This is a genomic window from Afipia sp. GW821-FHT04G03 (genome assembly GCF_059419985.1).
This window is the reverse complement of sequence record NZ_JBWKSV010000001.1, coordinates 1,858,887-1,884,258: the sequence shown is the minus strand read 5'-3', so window position 1 is coordinate 1,884,258 and position 25,372 is coordinate 1,858,887. Positions and strand designations below refer to the sequence as shown.

Sequence of the window (25,372 nt, the reverse complement as noted above, 5' to 3'; positions counted from 1 at the left end):
CGTTAGTCTTCAAGATCGTGGTAGATTTCTGGAGTCTTGATTGAGTTGTTTTGCAGTCGTCGCAACGGCTTCGACGATTTTCTGGTAGCCGGTGCAGCGACACAGCGTGCCGGCAAGGCCTTCGCGGATTTCGCTGTCCGTCGGATTCGGGACTTCATGCAGGAACGATACTGCTGTCATGATCATGCCCGGAATGCAGTAGCCGCACTGAACGGCGCCTGTTTCGAGGAAGGCGGATTGAAGCGGATGAAGCGTCGAGCCCTCGGCGAGCCCTTCGATGGTGACGATGGACTTGCTCTGACATTGAGCTGCCAGAGTGATGCAGGAGCAAACCGCCTTGCCATCCAGCAAGACGGTGCAGACGCCGCATTCCGCCTCGAGGCAATTTGTTTTCGTTCCGGTAAGGCCGAGGTTGTCGCGTAGCACGTCGAGCAGCGACGTGTCGGGTTCGGCATGCGTTTCGTAGTGCTCGCCATTGATGGTGAGCGTGAACAAGATCTGGGTCATTGTTCGATCCTTTTGACGCAGGCTTCGAGAGCTCGCGCCGTCATGACCCGGACCAGTCGGCGGCGGTATGTCTCTGAAGCGCGAACGTCGGAAAGCGGCTTTGCGGCGGCCGCCGCTGCTTCGCCGGCGGTCTGCAACGTTGCCGGAGTGATCGGCGCACCGATCAGGGCGGCCTCGGCCTCGCGTGCGCGAAAGGCGGTGGGAGCTGCTGCGCCAATGGCGATGCGCGCGCTTATGCACCTCTGGTTCGCGTCGAGGACGACCAAGACCGCTGCCGAAACGAGCGAGATTTCCATTGCGCGGCGGCGACCAGCGCGGAGGAAGGCCGTGGCCGATGAGCGGGGAGGAGTGGCAAAGGTGATGCGCGTCAGAATTTCATTTGTATGGCGCGATGTGCGCCCGGGGCCTTTGAGAAAACTTTCAAGTGGCTCGCGCCGGCTGCCATCGGGTCCCTGGAGTTCGATAGTGGCCTCCAGCGCCAGCAGGATCGGCAGCAGGTCGGCAGCAGGAGACGCGTTGCAGATGTTTCCGCCGATCGTTCCGCTGTTGCGGATCTGATGTCCGCCCACGATCCGTGCGCTCTCGACCAGACCGGCAAGATGGGGATAGGAGGAAAAGAGGCGCTCAATTTCCTTATGCGTTACGATCGCACCGATCTCGACTTGACGATCGTCAATCCGGACCTGCTTGAGTTCGTCGATGGGCTGAATGTCGATCAGATGGGTTGGTGCGAGCACCTTGCGCCGCATTTGAACGACAAGATCGGTGCCTCCGGCAATGAGCCGGGCTCCCGCGCCGCAATGCCTTGCGAGCGAGATGGCATCTGCGACACTCGTGGCGGCAACGTATTGCACGGACATCACGAAACCATCGGGGCGGAGTACGACAGCGTGACGGCTGGCAAAGTCTGGCCAGTTGCAAACCACATCGGCTCGGCATCGGGTTGAAACAGACGGACGCGACCCGATCCGACGACACTTGCGTGTCCGCCCTCGATGCGGACGGCAGTCTCTTCCTCAATGGCCAGCAACGGCGCCCTGTTGATAGTGAGATACTCGCCGATCCGTTGATCGCGAGTTTCGCTCCCCGTTGCCATGTTCGGGTCTTGCTGAAGATAGTGGGGGTTGATGGCCCACGGGACGAGCCCCATGGCGTCGAACTGATTGCAGCCGACGACGTTCCAGTCGTTGGTGGCGAGAATGTTCGGGCCCGCGATGTTCGTGCCCGCGCTGGTGCCGATATAGAGCAGGCCGCCCCTGACCCGGTCGGCAAGCAAGGAAAGAGCACTCGCGTCACGCAACCGCTTGAGCAGCGCGTAAGTATTGCCGCCGCTGACGAGCACAGCTTCCGCACGCTTCAAGCGAGACTTGAAGTCGTCGCTCAGCCGGAGATGCTCTGTCATGATTCCGAAGTCGGACAACGCGGTGGCGGCGAGTTTGAAGCGCTCATCTTCATCGTCAAGCCGCGCGGCGGTGATATAACCAAGCGATCTAACGGACCGCAGAAAATTGAGCACCTCGGTACGGCAATGCTGCAGAAAAGGTCGGCCGGAGTTGCTGATGAGTAGCAAACGCATCATGCCTCCAGTAGGTCGTTGCGGAATAACCGCGCGTCATCCGCCATCCACGACAGGACGACCTCATCGCCGATATCCGCAGGTCGTTCGCGATCTGCTTGAGAGTCGACGCGAAGCAAACGCCCGGAGCCGATCTGGACCTGATACTTGAGACTTGTTCCGACAAAGACCGAATTGACGATGCGCCCGTGGATCGCGTTGTGACTGGCGGGAGCCGCTTCGCCGGCGGTATGAAGGTGAAGCTTTTCCGGTCGCAGAAGAATCGACACAGTACCGCTATCATGAGCGGCGCTGAGGCGATGTTTTTCAGTGATGCCGTCGATCTGCAACATGGCGTCGCGCCCGGACCCCACGACGGAGCCCTGCAACATGTTCGCCTCGCCGATGAACTCCGCGACGAAACGGCAGCAAGGAAATTTATAGACTTCATGCGGCGTGCCGACCTGGAGGATCTTGCCTTCATGCAGCACTGCAATTCGGTCCGACAGGGAGAGAGCTTCTTCCTGATCGTGGGTCACGAAGATGGTCGTTATGCCGACCTCACGCTGCAGCTTCCGCAATTCGAACTGCATATCTCCACGCAACTGCTTGTCGAGCGCCGCCAACGGCTCGTCCAGCAACAGGACGCCCGGATTGAAGGCCAATGCGCGCGCGAGCGCGACGCGCTGCTGCTGCCCGCCGGACAATTGCTTGGGATAGCGTTGACCGAACGGCGAAAGCTGAAGTTGGGTGAGTAATTGCGGGATTCGCTGCGCGATCTCCGCGCGCGGAAAGCCGCGCATTTTCATGCCGAAAGCGATGTTGTCCGCCACGGTCATGTGGGGGAAGAGGGCATAGTTCTGATAAACCATGCCGATGCTGCGTTGATTGGGCGGGACATTCACAACGGACTGTCCACCGATCCGGATATCGCCGGCGCTGGGCGCAACGAAACCTGCAACGGCGCGCAGGGTCGTGGTCTTTCCGCAGCCGCTGGGTCCGAGCAGCGACAGAAATTCACCAGCCTGAATGTCCAGAGATAGATTGCGTACCGGCATCGTGTCGCCATAGGCCACGGAAATCCCGGCGATCGATACATCACACGGTGCGCCGCCGCGAGCTATGCCATTGCGGATGGCGCTAGAGGGACGAAACAACATCAGCGCCACTCCCGACGGAGGGCAATCTGTTTGCGCGTCAGCGTCCCGTCACCATCGACGTTCCGCCATTCATTTCTGCCGTCCCACACAGGCATGCTCTCAAATCTCCACAGATCGGGCACTTGAATGTACGCTATTGTATCCTGAATACAAAAACAACGAAAAAAATCTCGTTATCTGCGCCATTTTTATTGCGATAGTGCTGTAAATCATGGCATTGTGCATGAGAGATGGTCGTTATTGAGTGTATGCAGGATACAAAAATGCTAACCGACGAATACAAGGTGCCGCGCCGCGAGGCCACATGGCGTGGCGTCTACCGCAACCTTCGCATCGCCATTTTGAACGGTGAGCTCACGCAGAACGCGCGCCTCGTGGAGGTCGACCTCGCCCGTGCGATGGGCGTGAGCAGAACGCCGCTTCGCGAGGCGCTGGCGCAGCTGAAGCGGGATGGGTTGATCGCGAGTGCGGAGCGCGGTGGCTATATTCTAACGGACCCGCGTCAGGACATTCTCGACAGCTATCATGTCCGTGCTGCGATCGAGGGATATGCGGCGCGGCTTGCGGCGGAGAACATCACGAATGTCGAAATTCAGGCGCTCCGCGCCAATGTTGCCGAGAATGCCATCGCTGACCTGTCGGATACGGTGCTTCGCGCGAAATTGAATCTTGCCTTCCATCGCATGGTTGCCAAGGCCTCGCGCTCTCCACGCATCGAGCGGGAGTTCGACAATCTGTCCGAGTTCATCTTCACGGACGAGGATATGACGCTTCACTCGATCGATGATGCGAGGCAGTTCGTGCGCGAGCACGAGCTTCTGATCAATGCGCTGGAGCTTCGTGACGGCGATGCGGCAGATCGCATCGTTCGTGCGCATCTGCACCGTGCGGTTGCGCTCCTTCACGAGAAGGGGGGCGATCTCCTCTCGGAGAAGGAAAAGCGAAAAGGTCGTGGCTCGAGCGAGGCGGCGTGATTCATGAAGGTCGGTATTGCTATTCTGCCGAAGTTGTCGCTCGGTGATTTTATCGCGTTCGGACGAAGGTGTGAAAGTCACGGGCTCTCTATGTGGGTGCCAGACGAGCGTTTCTTCCGTGACGTTTTCGTCAGCCTCTCTGCTCTGGCCTGCAATACGGCGGCGTCGACCTTGGGAACGGGGGCGACCGATCCGTACATTCGGCACCCGCTGCTGACGGCGGCGGCGATAGCGTCGCTGGACGAGTTGTCGGGTGGCCGGGCTATCCTCGGAATGGGCGCGGGAATCAGCGGCTTCGACGCGCTCGGCATCAAACGCGTCAGTCCGGTGAAAGCGCTGCGTGATGCGATTGATTTGTCGCGGCGTTTCTGGGCCGGTGAAACAATCACGTCGTCTTCGGAGTTCGTTCCGGCCAAGGCGGCGACGCTTGGTTTTGCCGCACGTGAGATCCCGGTTTTCATCACGGGGCGCGGTCCGATGGTGCTCGCTCTGGGTGGCGAGCTTGCTGATGGAATCATCATTGGCCATTTCACTTCGGAGAAGGGCATTTCCTTCGCGCAGGGGCATATCAGTGCGGGACTGAAGAAGCGGTCGCCCGATCGCAAACGTCCCGAAATTGCAGTCTGGGCCTATACATCGGTGTCGCGGGACGGCGATGCGGCGAGGGCGGCGGTTAAGCCTGCGATCGGTCGCACGATCAGCTCGACGCGCGAAGCGCTGGGTATCTTGGGCGAAAACGGAGATCGGCTTATCGAGCAACTCGATAAGTTTGGTTACGCGCGCTCCGATGCCTACGACGCGGCTATGCGCGAGACTGTCTCGGACTCTCTGACGACACAGCTTTCGGTCTCCGGTACGCCTGCCGAGTGCATCGATCGCATTCGCGCGATCCGCGCCTGCGGCGTCGATCAGGTAATTCTGCTTCCCTATCCTCCGGAGGGGATGACCATTCCCGAGATGGGCGAATTGATCTTCTCCGAGGTGTTGCCAGGCGTGAGGGACATCTAGTCCTGAAAGGTTGAATATCGATGGCGTTCCAACAAGTCGTCAATGCCTACGAGTTGCTCGACAGTGCTGTGATCGATGGCGACGAGGTCGTCAGGACACTTGCGGCCATGGGGTTGCAGGACGTTGTTACCAGACGGATCTCGTCAGACCGTCACTTCACCGATTTTCTTCAGGTGCGCGTACCGGGACGGCGGCGCGATGCGCCGGTTCTGGGAGTCGTGGGCAAACTGGGTGGCATTGGAGCCCGTCCCGAGCAGATCGGCATGGTGTCGGATGCCGATGGTGCGATTGCCGCGGTCGCGATGGCGATGAAGCTCGCGACGATGAATCGAAAAGGTGACGTGCTCGACGGCGACGTCATCATATCAACCCATATCTGTCCTGCCGCGCCGACGCGACCCCATCATCCGGTGCCGTTCATGTCTTCACCGGTGGATCGGCGGCTGCTCGGCGAGGCCGAGGTTCATCCCGATATGGGAGCGATCATCAGCATCGATACCTCACGCGGGAATCGCGTCGTGAACTGGAAGGGCATTGCAATCACCCCGACGGTTCGCGAAGGCTATATCCTTCCCGTCAGTTCCGATCTGATCGACATCGTGGAAACGGTCACGGCGCAGCCAGCAGTGGTCATGCCGCTCAGCACGCAGGATATCACCCCCTACGCCAATGACCTTTTTCATATCAATTCGATCCTTCAGCCGTCCGTTTATGCGTCGGTGCCGGTCGTCGGTGTCGCTGTCACTGCCGCTTCGGTCGTGCCCGGCTGCGCGACGGGCGCCACGCAGCTTGACGACATCGAGAAGTCGGTTCGCTTCTCGATCGAAGTGGCGAAGCGGTTCGGCCGCGGCCAATGCCAATTTCATGACGAGGCCGAGTATCGGAAACTAACGACCATCTACGGCTCCATGCGTCATCTGCAGACGGCGGAAGGCGTCGCGCATGCCGATTAAGCTGCGTGTGAATGGGCACGAGTTCGAGGTGGAAGCTCCGCCGCTTCGGCCGCTGGCCGTTGTCCTGCGCGAACAGCTCAATATGCGCGGCACCAAGATCGGCTGCGGCAACGGAGACTGCGGCGCCTGTACCGTCCTGGTGGGCGATACCGCCGTCTGTTCCTGTCTCTATCCTGTGTTTCGCGCCGAAGACACCGACGTCACCACGATCGAAGGTCTCGAACGCGACGGGACGCTGACGCGGTTGCAGCAGGCATTTATTGATCACGGCGCGACCCAGTGCGGCTTTTGCACGGCCGGAATGCTGATGTCGGCAACGGCCCTGCTTGCGCGGTTCGCGCATCCAACCGAGGAGGACATCATCCACGGCATGACCGGCAATATCTGTCGCTGCACTGGCTATCGCGCCATCATTGAAGCGATCAGCTCGGTCGCTGCGGAGGCACGCCCATGAGCACCATGGAGGTCAAGGAAGTGGGCCGCCGGCTGCCGCAGAAAGGTTCGGAGCTGCATGTGCGGGGGCGTGCGATCTTTACGCACGACATGAATCTGCCCGGAATGCTGTTTGGCGCCGTGCTGCGCAGTCCGCATGCCCATGCGCGCATCGTTCGCATCAATACCGATCCCGCGCAGGCTTGTCCGGGCGTGCGGGCGGTCATCACGTCGGCTGACTTTCCGGGCCGGCACTATATGCATCTTGGCGGAAGCTATTCCGACCGGCATCCGCTGGCCGTCGATAGAGTGCGGTTTTATGGCGAGGAGGTCGCGGCGGTGGCCGCGGACACGCTGGAAGCGGCCGAGCATGCCGCCGGTCTCATCGAGGTCGAGTACGAACCGCTGCCTGCAGTGTTTTCTCCGGATGACGCGTTGCGCCCGGATGCCCCTGCGATCCACGAGGGAACTTCTACCCCAGGCGGAAAAAATGTCGCGATTAAGTTTTCCTGCGACTACGGCGCCGTCAACGATGCGTTCGCCAATGCGCCGCATGTGCTGGAGGATCAGTTCGAGCACGGCATCGTCGCTCCGGCCTGCATGGAAACCAACGGGACGGCTGCCAGCTTCGATCCCGAAACAGGCGATCTGACGCTCTGGACTGCGACGCAGGCTCCGTTCTTCATTCGCAAGGAAGTGGCGCACGTGCTCGGCATGGATATCGAGCGCGTTCACCTGAGGGGCGTCGACGTTGGAGGGGGTTTTGGAGGAAAGTCGAAGGTCTGCGAGCAGGAAGCGCTCGCAGCACGGCTTTCAGTGAAGGCAGGGCGGCCGGTAAAGCTGGTGCTCAACCGCCGCGATGAATTCGTGAGCGGCAAAACCGATCACGCCAAGCGCATCAGGATCAAGACGGCATTCGATCACGATGGTACGATTCTCGGCCGCTCGACATCGCTACAGATCGACAACGGTGCCTACACCGCTTATGCGCCAACTTATGTCGGCGCGTCGCGGCAACGGACGACATGTCTCTACCGTGTGAAAACCGCGCATTACGATTGCGATCTTGTTTACACCAATAAGGTACCCGGCGGGCAGTATCGCGGCATGGGCGCGCCGCACACGATCTGGGCCATCGAGAGCCACATGGACCAGATCGCCGAGAAGCTCGGTCGCGATCCGCTCGAATACCGGCTCTCGCAGGCCAACCAGACCGGCGACGTGACGCCGCTTGGATGGAAAATATCGAGTTGCGGTCTGTCGCAATGTCTCGAAGAGGTGCGCACGCGCATCGGCTGGGCCGAGAAGCGAAAGCTGGGCGGGACTTTCCGCGGCGTTGGCGTCGCGGCGATGATCCATCCCAGCGGCGGCGTGATCTATCAGGAAGGCAATTACTCCAACACCCGGATCGAGTTGCTGGCGTCGGGTGAATTCGTCGTTCATACCCAGACCGCCGATGCGGGAACCTGGCAGAATACCACGCTCGCCCAACTCGCTGCGGAGGCGCTCGGCGTTCGAAGTGAAATGGTGCGCGTCTCTCATATGAATACCGCTGAGGCGCCCGCGGATCTCGGCAGCGCCGCATCGCGCGTCGCCTTCGTCACCGGAAACTCAACCATTCGCGCCGGCGCGGCATTACGCGAGAAAATTCAGCGCGCGCTCGGCTTGCACTGGAACTGTAGTGCGTATCAGATCGCCTTCGTCGACGGCGATGTCATTCACACCGCCGATCCGGCTCGTCGCGCCACCATGGCGGACGTCGCGCGACTGTGCGGTCCGCTGGATGCCGAAGCTTTCTATACGACTCCCGGCGAGCGGCCGGACCCGGCGACCGGGATAGGTAACTACGCGGCGACGTATGTTTTCGGTGCGCAGGCTGCCGAGGTTGAGGTCGATGCCGGAACAGGCCGGATCACCATCAAGAAGATCGTTGTGGCGCAGGATGTCGGACGCGCCTTGAACCCGATGGCCATGGAAGGCCAGATCTATGGCGGTGTGCTGCAAGGCATCGGCATGGCCTTGCAGGAGGAGATGATCTTCGAGGAGGGAAGGCCGGTAAACGCCTCGTTCCTCGACTACAAGGCGCCGCGTATCGGCGACGCGCCGCCCATCGAGATCGCGTTGGTCGAAACCCTCGATCCCGAGGGTCCGTTCGGCGCCAAGGCCGGCGCGGAGCCGACCATCAACGCCACTATCGCCGCCATTGCCAACGCTGTCGCGCACGCCACCGGAATTCGTTTCAAGCAGTTGCCGCTGAGCCCTGATCGCGTGCTGCCGCGCCTCGCCGCGCAATCCGGCCGGGAACTGCGTTTGAAGTCATGGAAGCGGCCGATGAATCTCGAGGTCGCCACGGTTCGCAAAGCCTATCCATCGGTGGTTTTCCCGGTTCTGCGAAACGTCGGAACGAAGTTCGCCAATCTGCCGCGGCGGGATATCACGCCGGTGGTCATGACGCCTGCGAGCCTCGATGACCTGATGACGGCGTTGAAGCCGGACGGGCAGAAGCGCCGTATTCTGGGCGGGGGGACTGACCTGTTCGTCGGGATACGTCAGGGCATCTACGATCCGGACGTGTTGGTGGATACCTCGCGTGTCGCCGACCTGAAAAAAATTGATGTTAACGACGGCGTCCTGCGGATTGGTGCGGCGACGACGCTGGATGGTCTCGTCCGTTCGGACCTTGTCAATCAACTCCTCCCCGGACTTGTGGAAGGTGTCGAACTGATCGCAACGCCCCAGATACGTCGCGTTGCGACGGTCGCGGGCGATCTTTGCCAGGAAAAGCGTTGCTGGTTTTTCCGCAGCGCCTTTCCGTGTTTCAAACTGGGTGGCGCGACGTGTCCGTGCTTCGCGGTGAAGGGTAACAACCGTTTCCATTCGATTCTCGGAGCGAAGCGATGCGCCGCGCCGTGTCCCGCTGATCTGGCTCCTCTTCTGACCGCGCTTAACGCGCGCGCGATCATCGGCAGCACGAGCGGCGAACGCAGCGTCGGAATGGACGAGTTCTATCTGTGGTCCGGGTTGTCGTGCATCGGGAGCCATGAAGCCTTGGTCAGGATCGAAATTCCGGTCGCGCAGAACGCTACCTTCGCCTTTGAGAAGTTTGCCGTGCGCCGCAGCGATTTCGCCGAAGCTTCGGTCGCGGCTCAACTCATCTGGGATGGTGGGCGGATCGCCGAAGCCCGCATCTCGCTGGGAGCGGTGGCGCCAAAGCCGATCCGCGCTCAAAAAGTTGAGCAGGGGCTGGTCGGTCTTAACCGGTTTGATGCGGCCATCGTCTCCGATCTGGCGGATACGATTGTCCACGGCAGCCTTCCGCTCAAGGACAATACTTACAAAACCCATCTGATCGTCGAACTGGCACAGCGCGCGATCGAGCGCGCGATGGACGTGCGTTCGGGCGGCGGAACAGCTTGAAGACAACGGAGCCTAGCCATGAAAGCCGTAGTTATGCGACAAGAGGCCGGTGCGCGGCCGCAAGACGTCTATGGTGAGGTCTTTGGCGGTGATGCCGACTGGATGGATGCGTTTGCAAAGCGGCAAGCACATCTCGAAGGCGGAAAATTATCGCCGAAGATGCGGGCGCTGATCTATGTCGTAGGATTTATGGTCAACCGATATCCGGATGCGGCGCGGGCCTATCAGGCTCAGGCGAAACAGGCGGGGGCTTCGGCGGGCGATTTCCGTATTCTCTTGAAGATCCTCGATTTCTACAGGGGGCTGCGCGGCTTTCAGGATGCGCAGCGGCTTGTCTCGTTCTGGAAGACCGGGCTGTTTCCGGAAATCAGGCCGCCGCATGACGGCAAGATGGACGAGATTTTCGCCGAGATCGTCGCCACCCGCAAATACATCGCGAACGGCTTTCGTGTTTACGGCGCCGATGGTGAGTGGCTGCGTCTCTATCTGCAGCGCTCCAATGCGATCAAGAAATCGCCGACGACACTGGACGAACGCGAGATACAGATCTTGTCGCTTGCGATCACGCTGAAGAACCACGGCTATTCCGACAATTTCAATGACGGTTGTGTCGAGGTCCATGAGCTCAAGGCGAAAGCGCTGGGGGCAGGAAACGAGGAGACGCTCGAGATCGTTCAGATTATGGAACTGTGCGATTCAATGACAACGGCCTGGGAAGGGCGGAACGCGTTGGAGTTGGCGGTTTAAGTGCGCGCATCCCAACCCGGAAATCTGGCGATGGATTCTAATGTCCTCGGCGACGGCCCTCTGTCGGATATCTTCGGATATCTAGAGAACACGCCGCTACAGCGCTTGCTCGACGAGGCTTCCGATATCCGGAGCCGCGGACACGGGCGCACCGTCTCGTTTTCACGCAAGGTGTTCATTCCGCTGACGCGGCTTTGCCGCGACGTCTGCCACTACTGCACGTTCGCGCAGCAGCCGAGCCAACAGCATCGGGCGTATCTTTCTCCCGACGAGGTGCTGGAGATTGCGCGGCAGGGCAAGCGGGCAGGCTGTAACGAAGCTTTGTTTACCTTGGGAGAGCGGCCTGAGCTTCGCTATTCGGCGGCGCGCGACCATTTACAGGAACTCGGCTTCGAATCGACGCTGGCCTATCTGGCGCATGTCGCGGACAGGGTGCTCAAGGAAGTTGGCCTTCTGCCTCATCTCAATCCCGGAACGATGACCAGCGAGGAGCTCGCGATGCTCCGCCCCGTCTCGGCGTCGATGGGCGTGATGCTGGAAAGTGCGTCTGCCCGGCTGTGCGAGCGCGGTGGTCCGCACTTCGGCTCCCCCGATAAGAATCCGATCCTGCGTCTTGCAACGATCGCTGACGCCGGCGAACTGAAAATCCCGTTCACGACTGGCATTCTGATCGGTATCGGCGAGACGCGCAGGGAACGCCTGGAGTCGCTGGACGCCATTGGCCGGCTGCACCGCTGCTACGGCCATATCCAGGAAGTCATTATTCAGAATTTCCGCGCCAAGCCGGACACCAGGCTCGCTGCTGCGCCGGAGCCGGATCTGGATGACCTGCGCTGGACGATCGCTGCCACGCGGATACTGCTTGGCCCGCGCATGAACATTCAGGCGCCGCCAAATCTGTCGCCTGATAGCTATGAAATGTTGATCGAGGCGGGAATCAATGATTGGGGCGGCATCTCTCCCGTCACGCCGGATCACGTCAATCCGGAAGCGCCATGGCCGGCAATCGACGCGCTGCGCCGAATGACCGCCAAGGCCGGTCATCTTCTTGTCGAGCGATTGACGATCTATCCGGAATACGCGCTCGCGCCTGCGACATGGCTTGATCCGAAGATGCAGCCCGCGGTTCGTCAACTGTCGGATACGGATGGCCGTGCACGCGAGGGGAATTGGTCGCCCGGAGAAGATGTTCTCGCAAAGGATCTCGGTGATCTGGCCGCGCAGCCATATCTCGCCCGTGCCGACGGCAATGTATTGCGGGCGATCGATCGCGCCCTGAACGGTCAAAGGCTCGATTCCGAAGACATTGTCCGGCTTTTCGGCGTGCGCGATGTCGATTTCAAAGTGGTCACCGAGGCCGCCAACTCCCTCCGAAAAACGGTGTCGGGGGATGTTGTCAGTTATGCCGTCAACCGGAATATCAACTACACCAACATCTGCCAGTTCAAGTGCGGATTTTGCGCGTTCTCGAAGGGCAAGTCACATGAGGCCCTGCGGGGTAAGCCCTACGATCTCTCGACTGCCGAGATTTCGCGCCGCGTCACCGAGGCGTGGGCGCGTGGTGCCACGGAAGTCTGCATGCAGGGGGGGATACACCCTTCCTATACCGGCGAGACTTACCTGACGATTTGCCGGACCGTGAAGGCCGCCGAGCCGGCGATGCATATCCATGCGTTTTCGCCACTGGAAATTGCACATGGCGCCGAGACGCTGTCGCTGCCGGTTCCTGAATTTCTCGGCATGCTGAAGGCGGCCGGGCTTGGGTCGTTGCCGGGGACGGCCGCCGAAATCCTGCACGACGACGTGCGCGCCATCATCTGTCCCGACAAACTCACGACCGGGCAATGGCTCGACATCATCGAAGCGGCGCATCACGTCGGCATTCGCACAACGGCGACCATCATGTTCGGTCATGTCGATGGTTCGGATCATTGGGCGGCACATTTACTGGCTATTCGCGACCTGCAGGAGCGAACCGGCGGCTTCACCGAGTTCGTGCCACTGCCGTTCATTCCGATCGAAGCGCCGTTGTTCCTGAAAGGACAGACGCGAAAGGGGCCGACGCTGCGGGAAACGGTGCTGATGCACGCAGTCTCCCGGTTGGTTTTTGGTGCCCTGATTCCGAACATTCAGACATCCTGGGTGAAGTTGGGCGAGGCCGGGACCCAGATGTGCCTCAATGCCGGGGCCAATGACCTTGGCGGCACGCTCATGAACGAGAGCATTTCCCGCGCGGCGGGCACGCAGCATGGTCAGGAGAAGCCGCCGCACGCCATGCGCGCGCTGATCAGCGCGATCGGACGTGTGCCGCGCCAGCGCACGACGCTTTATCAGGATGTCCCCGACCATATCGCTGCAGCCGCAGAGGCTGCGGCTGAACTGCTTCCGACGGTTCAGACGCCGCCGGCGGACCCCGGCGCTCTGGCGCATCTTTCGATTGAGTCCACCTGCTGAATGGAGTTGTCGTGTTGAAAATCGGCTACAAGGCATCCGCGGAGCAATTCACGCCGAGCGAACTTCTGAAATTCATCTGCCTTGCCGAGGAGCTGGGCTTCGATTCGTCTTTCATCAGCGATCATTTCCAGCCGTGGCGACATACCAACGGTCATGCGCCGTACTCGTTCGCCTGGTTGGGTGCGGCGGGAGCCCGAACCAGCAGGATCGTTCTCGGCACCAGCGTGGTGACGCCGACCTTCCGCTATCACCCCTCGATCGTGGCGCAAGCCGTCGGCACGCTTGGCAGCATGTTTCCAGAGCGGATTATTCTCGGCGTCGGCACTGGCGAGTCGCTCAACGAGGTGCCCGCGACGGGCATGACGTGGCCGGGATTCAAGGAGCGCTTCGGCCGCCTTAAGGAATCGATCGAACTGATGAACCGGCTCTGGTGTGAGGAGCGTGTCAGCTTCGAAGGACAATATTATCGCACCGAGAACGCGACGATCTATGATCGGCCGGAAAATCCCGTTCCGATCTATATCGCCGCGGCAGGTCCGACTGCGGCCGCACTGGCCGGCGAAGTGGGAGCCGGCTTCATCTGCACCAGCGGCAAATCGCCGGCGCTCTACAGTGAGACATTGCTTCCGAAAGTGTCCGAGGGTCTCGCGGCGGCGAAGCGATCCGATGACAGCATCGATCGCATGATCGAGATCAAGGTGTCGTACGATTCCGATGTCGACCGCGCCAAGCAAGACACGCGGTTTTGGGCCGCATTGGCTCTTTCGCCGGAGGAGAAGATGGGTGTCGAAGACCCACGCGAGATGGAGCGGCTGGCTGATGCGCTGCCATTGGATCGCGCGGCGAGCCGGTGGATTATCTCTTCCGATCCTGAAGAAGTGGTGGAGAAGGTGCGCCCTTACGTGAAACTCGGATTCCGGCATCTTGTATTTCACGCGCCCGGGCCGGATCAGCCACGGTTCATGCAAGCTTTTTCCGAGCAGGTCGTACCGAAACTGCGGCACGCGTTTTCTTGATTCAGCGGATCGCGGTGTACGGTGAGTTTGGGAGGAAGCGATGCTCGATATTCAAGTGGTGATGCACGGAAATCTTCGTCGCTTCCTGCCGGATGGGATCGCGTCCACGCGCGTTCAGGTTGCCGAGGGGGCCACGGTGCGGTCCGTGGCGCAGCGGTTTGATGCGCATGATGAAGTCTGGCTTTCAGCGATTGACGAGGTGGTCGTGTCGATGTCGGAGCCGCTCACCCATGATGCGACCATCGATTTTTTCGCCATCCTGGAGGGCGGTTAGGACTGCCATGTGATCCGCGCGTTCGCAGTCTGCGATGGCGCTTCGTGCTTATCTGATCCCGATTGAATGAAATGGTGATCCATGAGTTTGTTGAAAGACCTGTCGCGCTACGAGCAGGCGATTTGGCTGGATTTTCTGGAAAGAGATTTCGTTGCCAAGGGTGGCCTTGAGCAACTCATCAAGATCGACGGCGTGAAGGGAGTTACCTCGAATCCCGCGATCTTCGAGAAGGCGATCGGATCGTCGCCCGCGTATGATGATGCCGTGAGGTTGGCGCTTGCCGATGGCGACAAGTCGGCGTCCGAATTGTTTGATGACATTGCGGTTCAGGACATTCGAGCGGCGGCCGATGTTCTCGACGCGGTCTATCGGGAGACGCGGGGAGCTGATGGCTTTGTCTCGCTGGAGGTGTCGCCTTATCTGGCGCACGACACCGACGGAACCATTGCGGAAGCCGAACGGCTCTGGCTCGCGGTGGACCGTCGCAATTTGATGGTCAAGGTGCCGGCCACGGCAGCCGGTATCGTAGCAATCGAAACGCTGATCGGTCGCGGGATCAACATCAATGTTACGCTGCTGTTTTCGCGGGAGGTGTATCGGCAGGTGGCCGAAGCCTATATTCGAGGGCTCGACGCTTTCGCGGTGCGTGGCGGTGATCCTTCGGCCATCGCCAGCGTGGCAAGCTTCTTCATCAGCCGGATCGATGCTGTTGTTGACGCCGAACTGGAGCGTTTGATCGCGGCAACAAGCGATCCGCAAAAGCAGCGCGACGTGCGCGCGCTGCTCGGAGCGGTCGCAATCGCCAATGCCAGGATGGCCTATCAGGACTACAGGAAGATTTTTTCCGGGAAGCAGTGGGAGCAACTTGTTGCGAAAGGCGCAAAGCCGCAGCGGTTGCTGTGGGCCTCTACGGGAACGAAGAACAAGAACTACCGCGATACGCTTTATGTCGAGGAACTGATCGGCCCCGATACGGTGAACACCGTGCCACCGGCAACGCTTGACGCCTTCCGGGATCATGGCAAGCCGCGCAGCAGCCTTGAGGAAAATATCGGCGAAGCCGAAACGACTCTCGCCGCTGTGGGCGCGCTGGGCGTTTCTCTCGAGCGGATTGCCGAGGAACTGACGATCGATGGCATGCAGCAATTTGTCGACGCTGCCGACAAGCTCTATGGCGCTGTCGCCCGCAAACGAGCGTTGGTGCTGGGCTCACGCCTGAACACGATGACCGCGTCGCTTGCGCCGGAACTGTCGCAGGCTGTCGAACGTGCGGTTGAGGAGTGGCGTCGGGATGAGCGTGTCCGCAGGCTATGGCGAAAGGATGCGTCGCTATGGACCGGTGCAGATGAGTCAAAGTGGCTCGGATGGCTCGACAGCATTGAAGCCGAACAGCAGCGACTTCCCGACTACGCAGCGTTCGCCCGCTGGGTTCGAAGCGTCGGCTTCGCAGATGTCGTTGTGCTCGGAATGGGGGGCTCCAGCCTCGGACCCGATGTTCTGTCGTCGACGTTCCCGCGCGCTCCGGGCTATCCGCGGTTACACGTCCTCGACTCGACCAACCCGGATCAGGTTCGGGCGATGGCCGACGGGATCGACCTGTCTCGTGCGCTGATCATCGTGTCAAGCAAGTCCGGAGGCACTGTCGAGCCGAACGTGATGAAGGATTATTTTCAGGCACGCATCGCCGACGCAGTCGGGAAGGACATGGTCGCCGAATGTTTCGTTGCCGTGACCGATCCAGGGTCGTCGCTCGAAGCCGTCGCGGGCAAGCAGAAGTTCGCCAGAATATTCCATGGCGATCCCCAGATCGGTGGACGCTATTCGCTGTTCTCGCCGTTCGGGCTGGTGCCAGCCGCCGCCGCTGGTCTCGACATCGAGGGGTGGCTGTCCAGTGCGCGGCATATGGTGCGGTCCTGCGCAGCGGATGTCCCGCCCGCTCAAAATCCGGGGGTGCAACTCGGGTTGATCTTGGGCTGCGCAGGCCTTGCAGGACGCGACAAGATCACCATCACGGCTTCAACAGGCATCGCCGGCTTTGGCGGCTGGGCGGAACAACTGATTGCGGAATCCACCGGCAAGCTCGGCAAGGGGTTAATTCCGATCGACGGCGAAGACCTCGGTTCACCGAAGGTCTACGGCGAGGATCGCATTTTCATCGATCTCGCACTAGCAGGCGACGAAGACGACAACAGAACCGCGCGGTTGTCGGCACTGGAGAGAGCAGGCCATCCGGTCGTGCGTATTGTCATCCGCTCGACGATGGATCTCGCGCAGGAATTTTACCGGTTTGAAATCGCCACGGCAGTGGCCGGCGCTGTGCTCGGCATCGACCCGTTCGATCAGCCCGATGTCGAATCCGCCAAGGTGAAGACACGCGAATTGCTTACCGCATTCGAGGCGACCGGCGATCTGCCGGCGGAGGAGCCTGCATTCTCGCAAGGGCCGCTGGCCGTCTATACCGATGCGCGCAATATCGAGACTCTTGTTAAAGCATCTCGCCCCGGCGACATCGCCGGATGGCTGCGCGCGCATCTTCAGCGCGCCGGCAAGGACGACTACGTTGCGTTGTTGGCGTATCTCCCGCAGGACGAGGCAAACGCCGCCACGTTGCAGCGGATGCGAATGATAATTCGTGACGCGGGTCGGGTAGCGACCTGTGCCGCCTTCGGCCCGCGATTCCTTCACTCTACCGGTCAGGCCCACAAGGGCGGCCCCGACACAGGGGTGTTTCTGGAAATCACCGCCGATCCGATGAAGGATGTCGATATCCCGGGACGCAAGGCATCATTTGGAACGTTGATCGCGGCGCAGGCGCGGGGCGATTTTGACGTTCTGATGGATCGTGGTCGGCGCGCGATACGCGTGCACATTTCCGGAGATCCGAAAACCGGACTAGCCTCTCTCGAAGCGGCGCTGCGCGCTGCGCTGATGTAAGGATCGATATCATGCAGCTTGGAATGATCGGACTTGGGCGGATGGGCGCGAACATAGTTCGGCGTCTGGTCGCGCAAGGCCATTCCGCCGTAGTCTATGACCAGGCTCCGGAAACGGTTGCGACGCTGACTGGAGATGGCGTCGTCGGCGCACACAGCATTTCCGATCTGGTCGAAAAGTTGAACGGGCCTCGTGTCGTCTGGATCATGTTGCCTTCAGGCTCTGCGACCGAGGGAGCAGTGGAGGAGCTGAGCCGCTGTCTTGCTCGTGACGATATCATGATCGATGGTGGGAACACGTTCTGGCAGGATGATATCCGCCGTGCCGCGGAGCTTCGCGCGAGCGGCAGCGGAGTTCACTACGTTGATATCGGCACGTCCGGCGGGGTCTGGGGCCTGGAACGCGGATATTGTTTGATGATCGGCGGTGATCGCGCGGTAGTCGAGCGCATTGATCCGATCCTGAAAGCGCTGGCGCCCGGGCTCGGCAACATCCCGCAAACATCGCATCGTGAGGGCCGCGATCCGCGCGCCGAATTGGGATACATCCATGCCGGGCCGGTCGGTGCGGGGCATTTCGTCAAGATGATTCACAACGGCATCGAATACGGATTGATGCAGGCCTATGCCGAAGGCTTCGATATTCTTCGCGGCGCCTCCAGCGCATCTTTGCCGGAAGCCCATCGCTTCGATTTCGATCTTGCTGACATCGCGGAAGTGTGGCGGCGTGGCAGCGTTGTGACATCGTGGCTCCTCGATCTGACGGCCACGGCGCTTGCCGGGGATCAGCGGCTGGACAGCTACTCCGGCTATGTCGAAGATTCCGGAGAAGGGCGCTGGACGATTCATGCGGCGGTCGATGAGGCGGTGCCTGCGGAGGTTCTCACCGCAGCGCTCTATGCACGGTTTCGTTCCCGTCAGGAGCATACGTTTGCCGAGAAGATCCTTTCAGCAATGCGCGCAGGGTTTGGCGGCCACCGGGAACCCGCGCGGGACAGCGGAAATACTACGGCTTCGAAGTAACTGTATGGACGTGTAAAATGGTGGAGGCGTTAGCGTGACCGGTTTATCGCGGGCGGACGTCAGGGTGTGTCGTGTCGCGAACGCGGATGCGATCGCAGCTGCGGCGGCACAGCTACTGTTGACGTCGTTCAAATCGAACCCCGGCAAGGTCGCGATCTGTCTCACCGGCGGCAGCACGCCGAAGCTTCTGTTCGACCTCCTGTCGATGGATGCTTACGCGACGGCAGTTCCGTGGGAGCGCGTGCACTGGTTCATCGGTGATGAGCGCTTCGTTCCGCGTGACGACCCCCGCAATAATTTCAATGTTGCTTACGAAGCGTTTTTGAAGGGGCGTGCGCCGGAAAGTCATCTGCATCCGATCAGAACCGATTGCTCCGGTCCGGACGAGGCTGCGACACTCTACGCCGCGCAACTTCAACGCTTTTATGGACGTTTAAATCTCGTTCCGGAACGACCCCTGTTCGATCTGGTTTTGATGGGGGTGGGCCCGGATGGGCATACCGCGTCACTGTTTCCCGGCGATTCCGCGATCGAGGTAAAGGATCGATGGGCGGTCGGCGTGCCGCGCGCCAACGTCCCACCGCATGTGCCCCGCGTGACGCTGACGCGGCCCGTGCTAGCCTCCTGCCGGGCAATGGCATTCATGGTCAGCGGCGAGGGCAAGCGGGAGATCATGACTCGCTTGAGAGAAGATCGTTCGCTGCCGGCCGCGCGCGTGAGGTCGGTGCATGACACTGTCTGGCTGCATGACATCGCAACATAGATCGCGCCATACTGACGCGGCGCATACCGGCTCGGGACGACCTTGAGCATGACACTGGCGATCATCATACCCGTTAATTCCCCGGAGGACGGGAAGTCACGCCTCAAAGTTGCTCTGTCCGATGGCGACAGACTGGCTCTGAACTGGTGGCTCTTCGCACATACGCTGGATGCGGTCGATTCACTGAAAGGCGAGGCGCGAATTTACGTCGTCAGTCGCTCGGCTGCCATTCTCTCGGAGGCGGCCCGTCGCGGGTTCGGCACGTATTGCGAGCCTGACGACAGCGACGGCCTGAATGCAGCCGTCAGCTTGGCGACGCAGATGGCTGCGGAGGGCGGCGCGACGGAGGTGATGGTTCTCCCGGTCGATCTGCCGCTGCTTGTCGCGGATTCGCTGCGCGATGCGATCGATGGATTTGACGTCAATCTTGATGTCGCCATTGTCACCGACGAGCGCGGTAGTGGAACGAACCTACTGATGTGGCGGCCGATAGGCTCCGCGCGATTTTGCTATGGGCCGGACAGTGCGGATGCGCACGAGGCGATGGCGCGAACGGCGGGCCTGCAGATCGAGGTCCGCCGCGATCCCATTCTGTCGTTCGATCTGGATACCCCGGAGGATTTGAAAAGGTGGCGAATTTGAAAGACCTGCAACCGCGCAGCGCATCGAAAAAGGCACCTCTCGCAGGAGGTGGTCGTCGCCAACACGTGTCTGCGAAAATCGCAGGAGATAAAGTCGTGGCTATATCGAAGGCCGTGGTTTCAACAACCGGAGCCACCGATTCCGTCGCTGGCACTATCCGAACCGAGAGCGATCTGCTGGGCAAGGTTGATATCCCCGCGTCCGCCTACTGGGGTGTGAACACCTTGCGCGCCGTCGAGAATTTTCCGATCACCGGCGTTCCGATCGGACAGTTCCCGGAAATCGTTCGGGCGTTGGCGTTGGTGAAGCAGGCGTCCGCGCGGGCAAACCAGCGTTTGGGCAATCTGCCGGCCGAGAAGGCAGCGGCGATCGATCGAGCCTGCGAGCAGATTGCGCGCGAGGGGCGCTATCACGACCAGTTCATTGTCGATGTCATCCAGGGTGGCGCGGGCACGTCCACCAACATGAATGCGAACGAGGTGATCGCGAACCTCGCCCTTGAGGCCATGGGATTGCCGAAGGGAGCATATGCCCAACTCAGCCCGAACGATGATGTGAACATGTCGCAATCGACCAACGATGTCTATCCGACGGTTTTGCGTCTGGCAATTCTGTCGGCATCGGTCCCCTTAATCGCGGCGCTTGAAGAACTGTCATTTGCTTTCAAGGGCAAGGCGGTGGAATTTGGCGACGTGCTGACGATCGGACGGACACAGCTTCAGGATGCGGTGCCGATCACGCTGGGGCAGCAATTCGAGTCTTTCTTCGCGACGATAAAGGAAGACATCGACCGCCTGAAGGAAGCGTCGAGCCTGTTCAAGGAGATCGGGCTGGGCGGAACCGCCATAGGGACGGGCATCAATACCGATCCGCGTTACAGCGGGTTGGTGACGGAAGAACTGGCGCGGCTGTGCGGCGAGCCGCTGGTGCCGGCGCGAAACCTGATAGAAGCCACCTCCGACATGGGGGCCTTTGTTTTGTTCTCCGGCGTTCTCAAGCGCATTGCCGTTAAGCTCTCGAAGATCGCCAGCGATCTCCGCTTGCTGTCGAGCGGTCCGCGAGCGGGGTTCGGGGAAATTCGCCTGCCGGCGGTGCAAAATGGGTCCTCCATCATGCCCGGCAAAGTCAACCCGGTGATTCCGGAAGTGGTGAACCAGGTCGCCTATCTGGTGATCGGCCACGACCTGACCGTAACGATGTGTGCGGAAGGCGGTCAGCTTCAGCTCAATGCCTTCGAGCCGACCATCGGTTACTGCATCTTGTCATCGATGCGGATGACGACGGCGGCCGTGGTGACCTTCGCGCGCCGTTGCGTTTCGGGGATTGAGGCGGATCGCACCCGTTGTCGTGCCCTCGTCAACGAAAGTATCGGGTTGGTGACCGCGCTGGTGCCAGTGTTAGGCTACGAGACGTGTTCGCGGATCGCAAAGCAGGCACTCGCGCAAAATCGTAGGGTGGCGGATATCATCTTGGAGGAAAAACTGCTGTCGCCGGAACAGATGGACAGCATTTTTCGCGCGGAGGCAATGACGATGCCTTTGCGTGTGCGGCTGCTGTGATGCGCATTGCAGCCGATCAATAGGTCATTTCCTAGATGTTATCGATTTCGCTGATATCGCAAGACCTTCCCTGTAATTTTCCAGAGTTTCCCTGTTCGGAAGAATCTCTTCCCTGTAAGTTGTTTCGGTGAATTGATCGAAAAGCCGTTGTCCACGGGGTTTTCCGCCACACGTCCGGTCCCTTTGTGCCCCGAATTTCGCTGATTTCCCTGTAAAATTCCCTGTTAGCAGGGAAATCCGACAGAGACCGGTGCGATCAGCACTGCGCCGCCAGCCAACCAGTCCGGCTTTCAGAGAATTTCTCTCTTAGTTGCGATAAAAGGCCGCCAATGGCGTACTTCTTACGCGGCGCAGTTCTTTGCAGAGACCGCTTTTGCGCCAACGCGACTGAAATCGAGCAGTATTCTCAAATCGTCTGATAAAATATTCCCGTTTTCAGAGAACATGAGCCGGAGACGAGTTCGATTGAACTGAGTGCTGGGCAGGAGAGGGGAAATTCGTTCCAACAGTGCCACCTGCCGGCCCTATGCCACCAGCACATCAACCTGCCGCAGCTTCGCGACGATATCTTCAGCCGTATGCCTCTTCCTTGCCATCGATCTGATCCTCCATCAAAAAAATATACTTCAGAGAGGACCACTTCAAAGGGGGCAGACCAGTTGTTCTACACCGTATTCTATGCCGGCATGCTGGTTGGCCCGGCGATCGGAGGAAAGCTCTCGACGTCGGCCGGCGCTGCGAGCGCCGCGCTCGACTTTGGCGCCATTGTGCTCTTGCTTTGTCCGGGCATCCTGTGGCTGTTCTGTCGTATCGTCGCCGACCAATTTCGGTCTGCGGTTTCGTCGGCGTGAGCGTTGATTCTGATCGGCGAGGGGGCCGCGGAGGAAGCGGGCGTGAGACAATATTCGGTAGTGAGGCCGCCGCGCCACTGTAAGACCGACTGTCGCTTGCTAGATTGTTCGGATCGTTAGCTCGATTTGCCGGTGGCAGCGGATTAGTTGGCTAGAAGAGCATGTCGTCCAAGCTGGCCAAATCGGCGCCGCTTGCTCCGAATTCTGAAGAAATATGCTGCGTACTATAAAGAACTGAGGACCCATCGATCGCTCAATAAGGATACGCCGGTCTCTCGCTCGGTTCAGCGCACGGGAAGCATTAGATCAATTGCACTTCTCGGCGGACTTCATCACCGCTACATCCGAGTTTAGGTTTTCGGTACAGACAATAGGTTCGATCCACGGACAGGTGGAACCCGCGGCAAGTCATCAAACGCGTTTCGCTGGGTGACGATCCACGATCTGATTCTCCGGCTCGGCATTGTGGAGCGCCGCGATGCCATCGTTGCCCAGTACATCGACCGCAAGGGAGTCGCATTGGGCGGCCGCGAGAAAATCTCGTCGGAGCAAAATGGGTGCGGACGACGCGCACTGTGCTGGACAGTAGCTCTAAGAGAGGAGGCGTGGCCGCGCCTCTGTAAAAGCGCCAACAGAATCTTCCGGCTCGCGCTCGGACAATTTCTGAGCTGCGATAACAACTTCAAGTCTGTTGCGGGCATGCAGCTTTTGCATGAGGATCGTCATGTAGTTTTTGACCGTCTTCTCGCTGATCTTCAGCGACATCGCGATCTCCTTATTGGTCTTGCCGCGCAATAGAAGCCGAACGATCTGATCTTCTCGAATGCTAAATCTTACGGCCTCCGCCGCCTTCCGCCGCAGCGATGTATTTCGCAAGGCTGCGATAACCTGGCTTGCAAAGCTTTGCGTAATGTATGTCTCGCCAAGACGAACCGATTCCACTGCATGGATGAGTTCTTGCGCGCTGCTGCCCTTCAAAACGTACCCGCTGGCGCCAGCATCGAGCGCTCTGATCGCCGAGTCCACGCCGGTCGCGGCGGTGAACGCAACGACCTTGGTATTCGGTGCAATTCTGATGGAAGCTGCAATTGCCTCGTAGACATCGCCCGCCATGCTTAGATCGACGATGATAACGTCAGGATGAAACCGCAACGAGATCTCGATAATATCTTTTGCAGTCGAACCGGTCGACAAAACCTGGAGACCTGGCGCGCGAGATAAAAGCGCTACAATGCCTTCAATCATTAGAGGATGATCATCTACCAAGCCTATGGAAACCGTACTCATACGAGGCTCCATACACAAAATAAGACAAAAATAATATGCAACTGGTAGCTAAATGCAAATACTCGGGTTTGTACACTGTTATTTCAGTGAGGGCTAAGGAGGCCGCTTACGGTTGTAGAGCGAACGCGCAAATCGTGGCTCGCTTCATCTGGACCTAACGTGCAATCGGAAGTTGCGCACGGAGTTGAGTTCCAAGTCCGTTAGGGGAGCGGAACTCTAAAGAACCTTGGAGCGCTTCGATCCGATTCCTGAGACCGGCGAGGCCAAGACCCACTCTGCGGCGTGAATTTTCGCGACTTTCCGTGACAAAGCCGGGGCCGCTATCGGTCACGAGGATGGTGACCTTATGGATATCGGCTGAGACCGTTACGCGCTGTCCTTCCGCTCCCGCATGACGGAACGCGTTGTTCAAACCTTCCTGCACAATCCTGAACAGGCAGATCTTTATCGGTTGAGCCAGATCGTCCGGGAGGTCGCCGATCTGACAGTTAACCTGTGTCCCTGTCATATCCTCGTGTTGTCGCACGGCAAACCACACCGTTTCGGTTGCCGTCAAACTATCCAAGTGCGGAAGCACAAGACCGGTTGAGACATTGCGAAGCTCGGTCAATATCCGAGCCGTTAGTTCTTGAACGCTCGGATCGCGCGCGTCGTTGGACGGAGTGTCCACGGTGCGGGCATTGGCTCGCTCAGTCAGCTTGAGCATCAAGAGACTCACAAGTTGAATCGGGCCGTCGTGTAAATCCTGTCCAATCCGGCCAAGAAGATTTTCATTGGAACTTGCGGCCTCAAGCCGGGCATCATCCGCCACCTTCCGCAATTTATCGTTCTGTTCGGCAAGGGCTTCAGCTTCGATAACCTTTTGGACGAGTGAAGCTTCGTGGGTGGTGACTAAGTTTGCAGCGCGACGAACCATGAAGAACAGTATCAGCATCATAGGGGCGGTGACTGCGCCGACAATGCCGACTGCGGTGTAGCGGATGGCGGTCAGATCGGCCGCAAGTCTCCTGCCGTCATTATAGACCTCTCCAACGGCGATAATTTCCTGAGTGCCGGTGCGAAACAGCGGTGCATGGATTTCCACAAGTGGAACATGCAAATGTCGTTCGGTGGCGTTATCGATTTCATCCAGATAATCAAATTCGCCAGATACCTTGCCTTCAAAGGCTGCCGCTATAGGGGCTGAGGGAAAACGTGCTCCGATTGTCTCCTTGTTGGTCGAATACACAAGCGTTGCATCTGGCAGCCAGATTTTAATCAGCCGCATGCGTTCGCCCAGTTTTCCGGCGAGCAAATCGTCCAGCTTTTTCACGGTCTCCGTAGACAAACTGCGCGAGGTGGCAAGTTCTTGAGCTGACGGGCCAAGGAATGCCTCTATCAAGAGAGCGCCTTCTTCGGCCGCCGTTTGCATCATACTTGCCTCGATCCGCTGCGTTACAGCCAGCGCAAGCAAAACCATCGAGGCGGCTATCGTTATGCCCGCAGCCGCGACGAACTGATGAACGAGTCCGAAAGAATATTGTCCGACGCGAGCTCTACGAAATGGCCAAACCATTGTCGTGTATCCTGCGCAAACAAGTGAAGTTCAAAAAATCATTCACGTCAGTCAAAAAATAATTTCGCATAATCGTCGATTGTTCCGATGACTATATCACGGTTGTTGCTCTCGAAACAGCGCCGGGCTGACCTGAGGCGGGTTAACGCTTATGATGGGGCGGAACTTCCTTCGAAATCGTACTTGCTTCGGATCGAATCTCGCATCCGGCGGCGCATGGCCAGATTGAAATGCCACCGCCGGATTGTTAGCCGGCGGGACC

General features: G+C 59.5%; 21 protein-coding genes. 15 read left to right on the top strand and 6 right to left on the bottom strand.

Translation table 11 applies throughout. From position 1 onward, the window contains the following. Nucleotides 1-9: 9 nt before the first annotated feature. The 4 genes from AC07UB_RS08925 to AC07UB_RS08910 are packed head-to-tail and all read right to left on the bottom strand — an operon-like array spanning nt 10 to nt 3,222. The gene (locus AC07UB_RS08925) at nt 10-495 is read right to left on the bottom strand and encodes a (2Fe-2S)-binding protein (RefSeq protein ID WP_494651323.1); all 486 of its coding nucleotides are present in this window, start codon (nt 493-495) and stop codon (nt 10-12) included. Nucleotides 496-503: 8 nt separating this feature from the next. After that, complete coding sequence (locus AC07UB_RS08920) at nt 504-1,367, bottom strand: FAD binding domain-containing protein (protein ID WP_492792791.1); 864 nt, start codon at nt 1,365-1,367, stop codon at nt 504-506. Continuing rightward, nucleotides 1,367-2,083 carry a dipeptidase PepE gene (gene pepE / locus AC07UB_RS08915; protein WP_494651324.1) on the bottom strand — a complete coding sequence of 239 codons (717 nt, stop codon included), beginning with the start codon at nt 2,081-2,083 and terminating at the stop codon, nt 1,367-1,369. The genes AC07UB_RS08920 and pepE overlap by 1 nt, the downstream gene beginning before the upstream one ends. Further along, nucleotides 2,083-3,222 carry an ABC transporter ATP-binding protein gene (locus AC07UB_RS08910; RefSeq protein WP_492792331.1) on the bottom strand — a complete coding sequence of 380 codons (1,140 nt, stop codon included), beginning with the start codon at nt 3,220-3,222 and terminating at the stop codon, nt 2,083-2,085. Before AC07UB_RS08910 ends, pepE begins: the two co-directional genes overlap by 1 nt. A gap of 263 nt (nt 3,223-3,485) precedes the next feature. Between AC07UB_RS08910 and AC07UB_RS08905 the strand changes: the two genes are divergently transcribed. The 15 genes from AC07UB_RS08905 to AC07UB_RS08835 all read left to right on the top strand — a co-directional run bounded on the left by AC07UB_RS08905 (nt 3,486) and on the right by AC07UB_RS08835 (nt 22,268). Next, nucleotides 3,486-4,196, top strand: coding sequence for a GntR family transcriptional regulator (locus AC07UB_RS08905; protein WP_492792332.1), 711 nt, complete (start codon nt 3,486-3,488; stop codon nt 4,194-4,196). Between the two features lie 3 nt (nt 4,197-4,199). Further along, nucleotides 4,200-5,204, top strand: coding sequence for an LLM class flavin-dependent oxidoreductase (locus tag AC07UB_RS08900; RefSeq protein ID WP_494651326.1), 1,005 nt, complete (start codon nt 4,200-4,202; stop codon nt 5,202-5,204). A gap of 20 nt (nt 5,205-5,224) precedes the next feature. Beyond that, complete coding sequence (locus tag AC07UB_RS08895; protein ID WP_494651328.1) at nt 5,225-6,157, top strand: DUF1177 domain-containing protein; 933 nt, start codon at nt 5,225-5,227, stop codon at nt 6,155-6,157. Then, entirely contained in the window at nt 6,147-6,611 is a 465-nt protein-coding gene (locus AC07UB_RS08890; RefSeq protein WP_492792335.1) for a (2Fe-2S)-binding protein, read from the top strand. The genes AC07UB_RS08895 and AC07UB_RS08890 overlap by 11 nt, the downstream gene beginning before the upstream one ends. Then, nucleotides 6,608-10,006, top strand: coding sequence for a molybdopterin cofactor-binding domain-containing protein (locus AC07UB_RS08885; RefSeq protein ID WP_494651330.1), 3,399 nt, complete (start codon nt 6,608-6,610; stop codon nt 10,004-10,006). The genes AC07UB_RS08890 and AC07UB_RS08885 overlap by 4 nt, the downstream gene beginning before the upstream one ends. 18 nt (nt 10,007-10,024) lie before the next feature. Continuing rightward, nucleotides 10,025-10,753 (top strand): carboxymuconolactone decarboxylase family protein, encoded by a 729-nt coding sequence (locus tag AC07UB_RS08880; RefSeq protein ID WP_494651331.1) that lies wholly within the window; start codon nt 10,025-10,027, stop codon nt 10,751-10,753. A gap of 30 nt (nt 10,754-10,783) precedes the next feature. Further along, nucleotides 10,784-13,207 carry a 5-amino-6-(D-ribitylamino)uracil--L-tyrosine 4-hydroxyphenyl transferase CofH gene (gene cofH, locus AC07UB_RS08875; RefSeq protein ID WP_494651332.1) on the top strand — a complete coding sequence of 808 codons (2,424 nt, stop codon included), beginning with the start codon at nt 10,784-10,786 and terminating at the stop codon, nt 13,205-13,207. Nucleotides 13,208-13,218: 11 nt separating this feature from the next. After that, nucleotides 13,219-14,223, top strand: coding sequence for a glucose-6-phosphate dehydrogenase (coenzyme-F420) (fgd, locus tag AC07UB_RS08870; RefSeq protein ID WP_492792339.1), 1,005 nt, complete (start codon nt 13,219-13,221; stop codon nt 14,221-14,223). Nucleotides 14,224-14,263: 40 nt separating this feature from the next. Then, nucleotides 14,264-14,497 carry a hypothetical protein gene (locus AC07UB_RS08865; RefSeq protein WP_492792340.1) on the top strand — a complete coding sequence of 78 codons (234 nt, stop codon included), beginning with the start codon at nt 14,264-14,266 and terminating at the stop codon, nt 14,495-14,497. 81 nt (nt 14,498-14,578) lie between these two features. Then, nucleotides 14,579-17,431, top strand: coding sequence for a bifunctional transaldolase/phosoglucose isomerase (locus AC07UB_RS08860; RefSeq protein WP_494651334.1), 2,853 nt, complete (start codon nt 14,579-14,581; stop codon nt 17,429-17,431). Nucleotides 17,432-17,442: 11 nt separating this feature from the next. Beyond that, nucleotides 17,443-18,453 (top strand): phosphogluconate dehydrogenase (NAD(+)-dependent, decarboxylating), encoded by a 1,011-nt coding sequence (gene gnd / locus AC07UB_RS08855; protein WP_492792342.1) that lies wholly within the window; start codon nt 17,443-17,445, stop codon nt 18,451-18,453. A 34-nt stretch (nt 18,454-18,487) separates the two neighbouring features. After that, nucleotides 18,488-19,216 (top strand): 6-phosphogluconolactonase, encoded by a 729-nt coding sequence (gene pgl, locus AC07UB_RS08850; RefSeq protein WP_492792343.1) that lies wholly within the window; start codon nt 18,488-18,490, stop codon nt 19,214-19,216. 48 nt (nt 19,217-19,264) lie between these two features. Beyond that, the gene (gene cofC, locus AC07UB_RS08845; protein ID WP_492792344.1) at nt 19,265-19,858 is read left to right on the top strand and encodes a 2-phospho-L-lactate guanylyltransferase; all 594 of its coding nucleotides are present in this window, start codon (nt 19,265-19,267) and stop codon (nt 19,856-19,858) included. A 101-nt stretch (nt 19,859-19,959) separates the two neighbouring features. After that, complete coding sequence (locus tag AC07UB_RS08840) at nt 19,960-21,417, top strand: aspartate ammonia-lyase (RefSeq protein ID WP_492792792.1); 1,458 nt, start codon at nt 19,960-19,962, stop codon at nt 21,415-21,417. Nucleotides 21,418-22,076: 659 nt separating this feature from the next. Further along, the gene (locus AC07UB_RS08835; protein WP_492792345.1) at nt 22,077-22,268 is read left to right on the top strand and encodes a hypothetical protein; all 192 of its coding nucleotides are present in this window, start codon (nt 22,077-22,079) and stop codon (nt 22,266-22,268) included. Between the two features lie 591 nt (nt 22,269-22,859). Here the strand turns inward: AC07UB_RS08835 and AC07UB_RS08830 are convergent. Further along, the gene (locus AC07UB_RS08830) at nt 22,860-23,555 is read right to left on the bottom strand and encodes a LuxR C-terminal-related transcriptional regulator (RefSeq protein ID WP_492792346.1); all 696 of its coding nucleotides are present in this window, start codon (nt 23,553-23,555) and stop codon (nt 22,860-22,862) included. A 154-nt stretch (nt 23,556-23,709) separates the two neighbouring features. Next, a complete protein-coding gene (locus AC07UB_RS08825; protein WP_492792347.1) occupies nt 23,710-25,110 on the bottom strand; it encodes a sensor histidine kinase in 1,401 nt (466 codons plus the stop codon). Between the last annotated feature and the right edge of the window lie 262 nt (nt 25,111-25,372).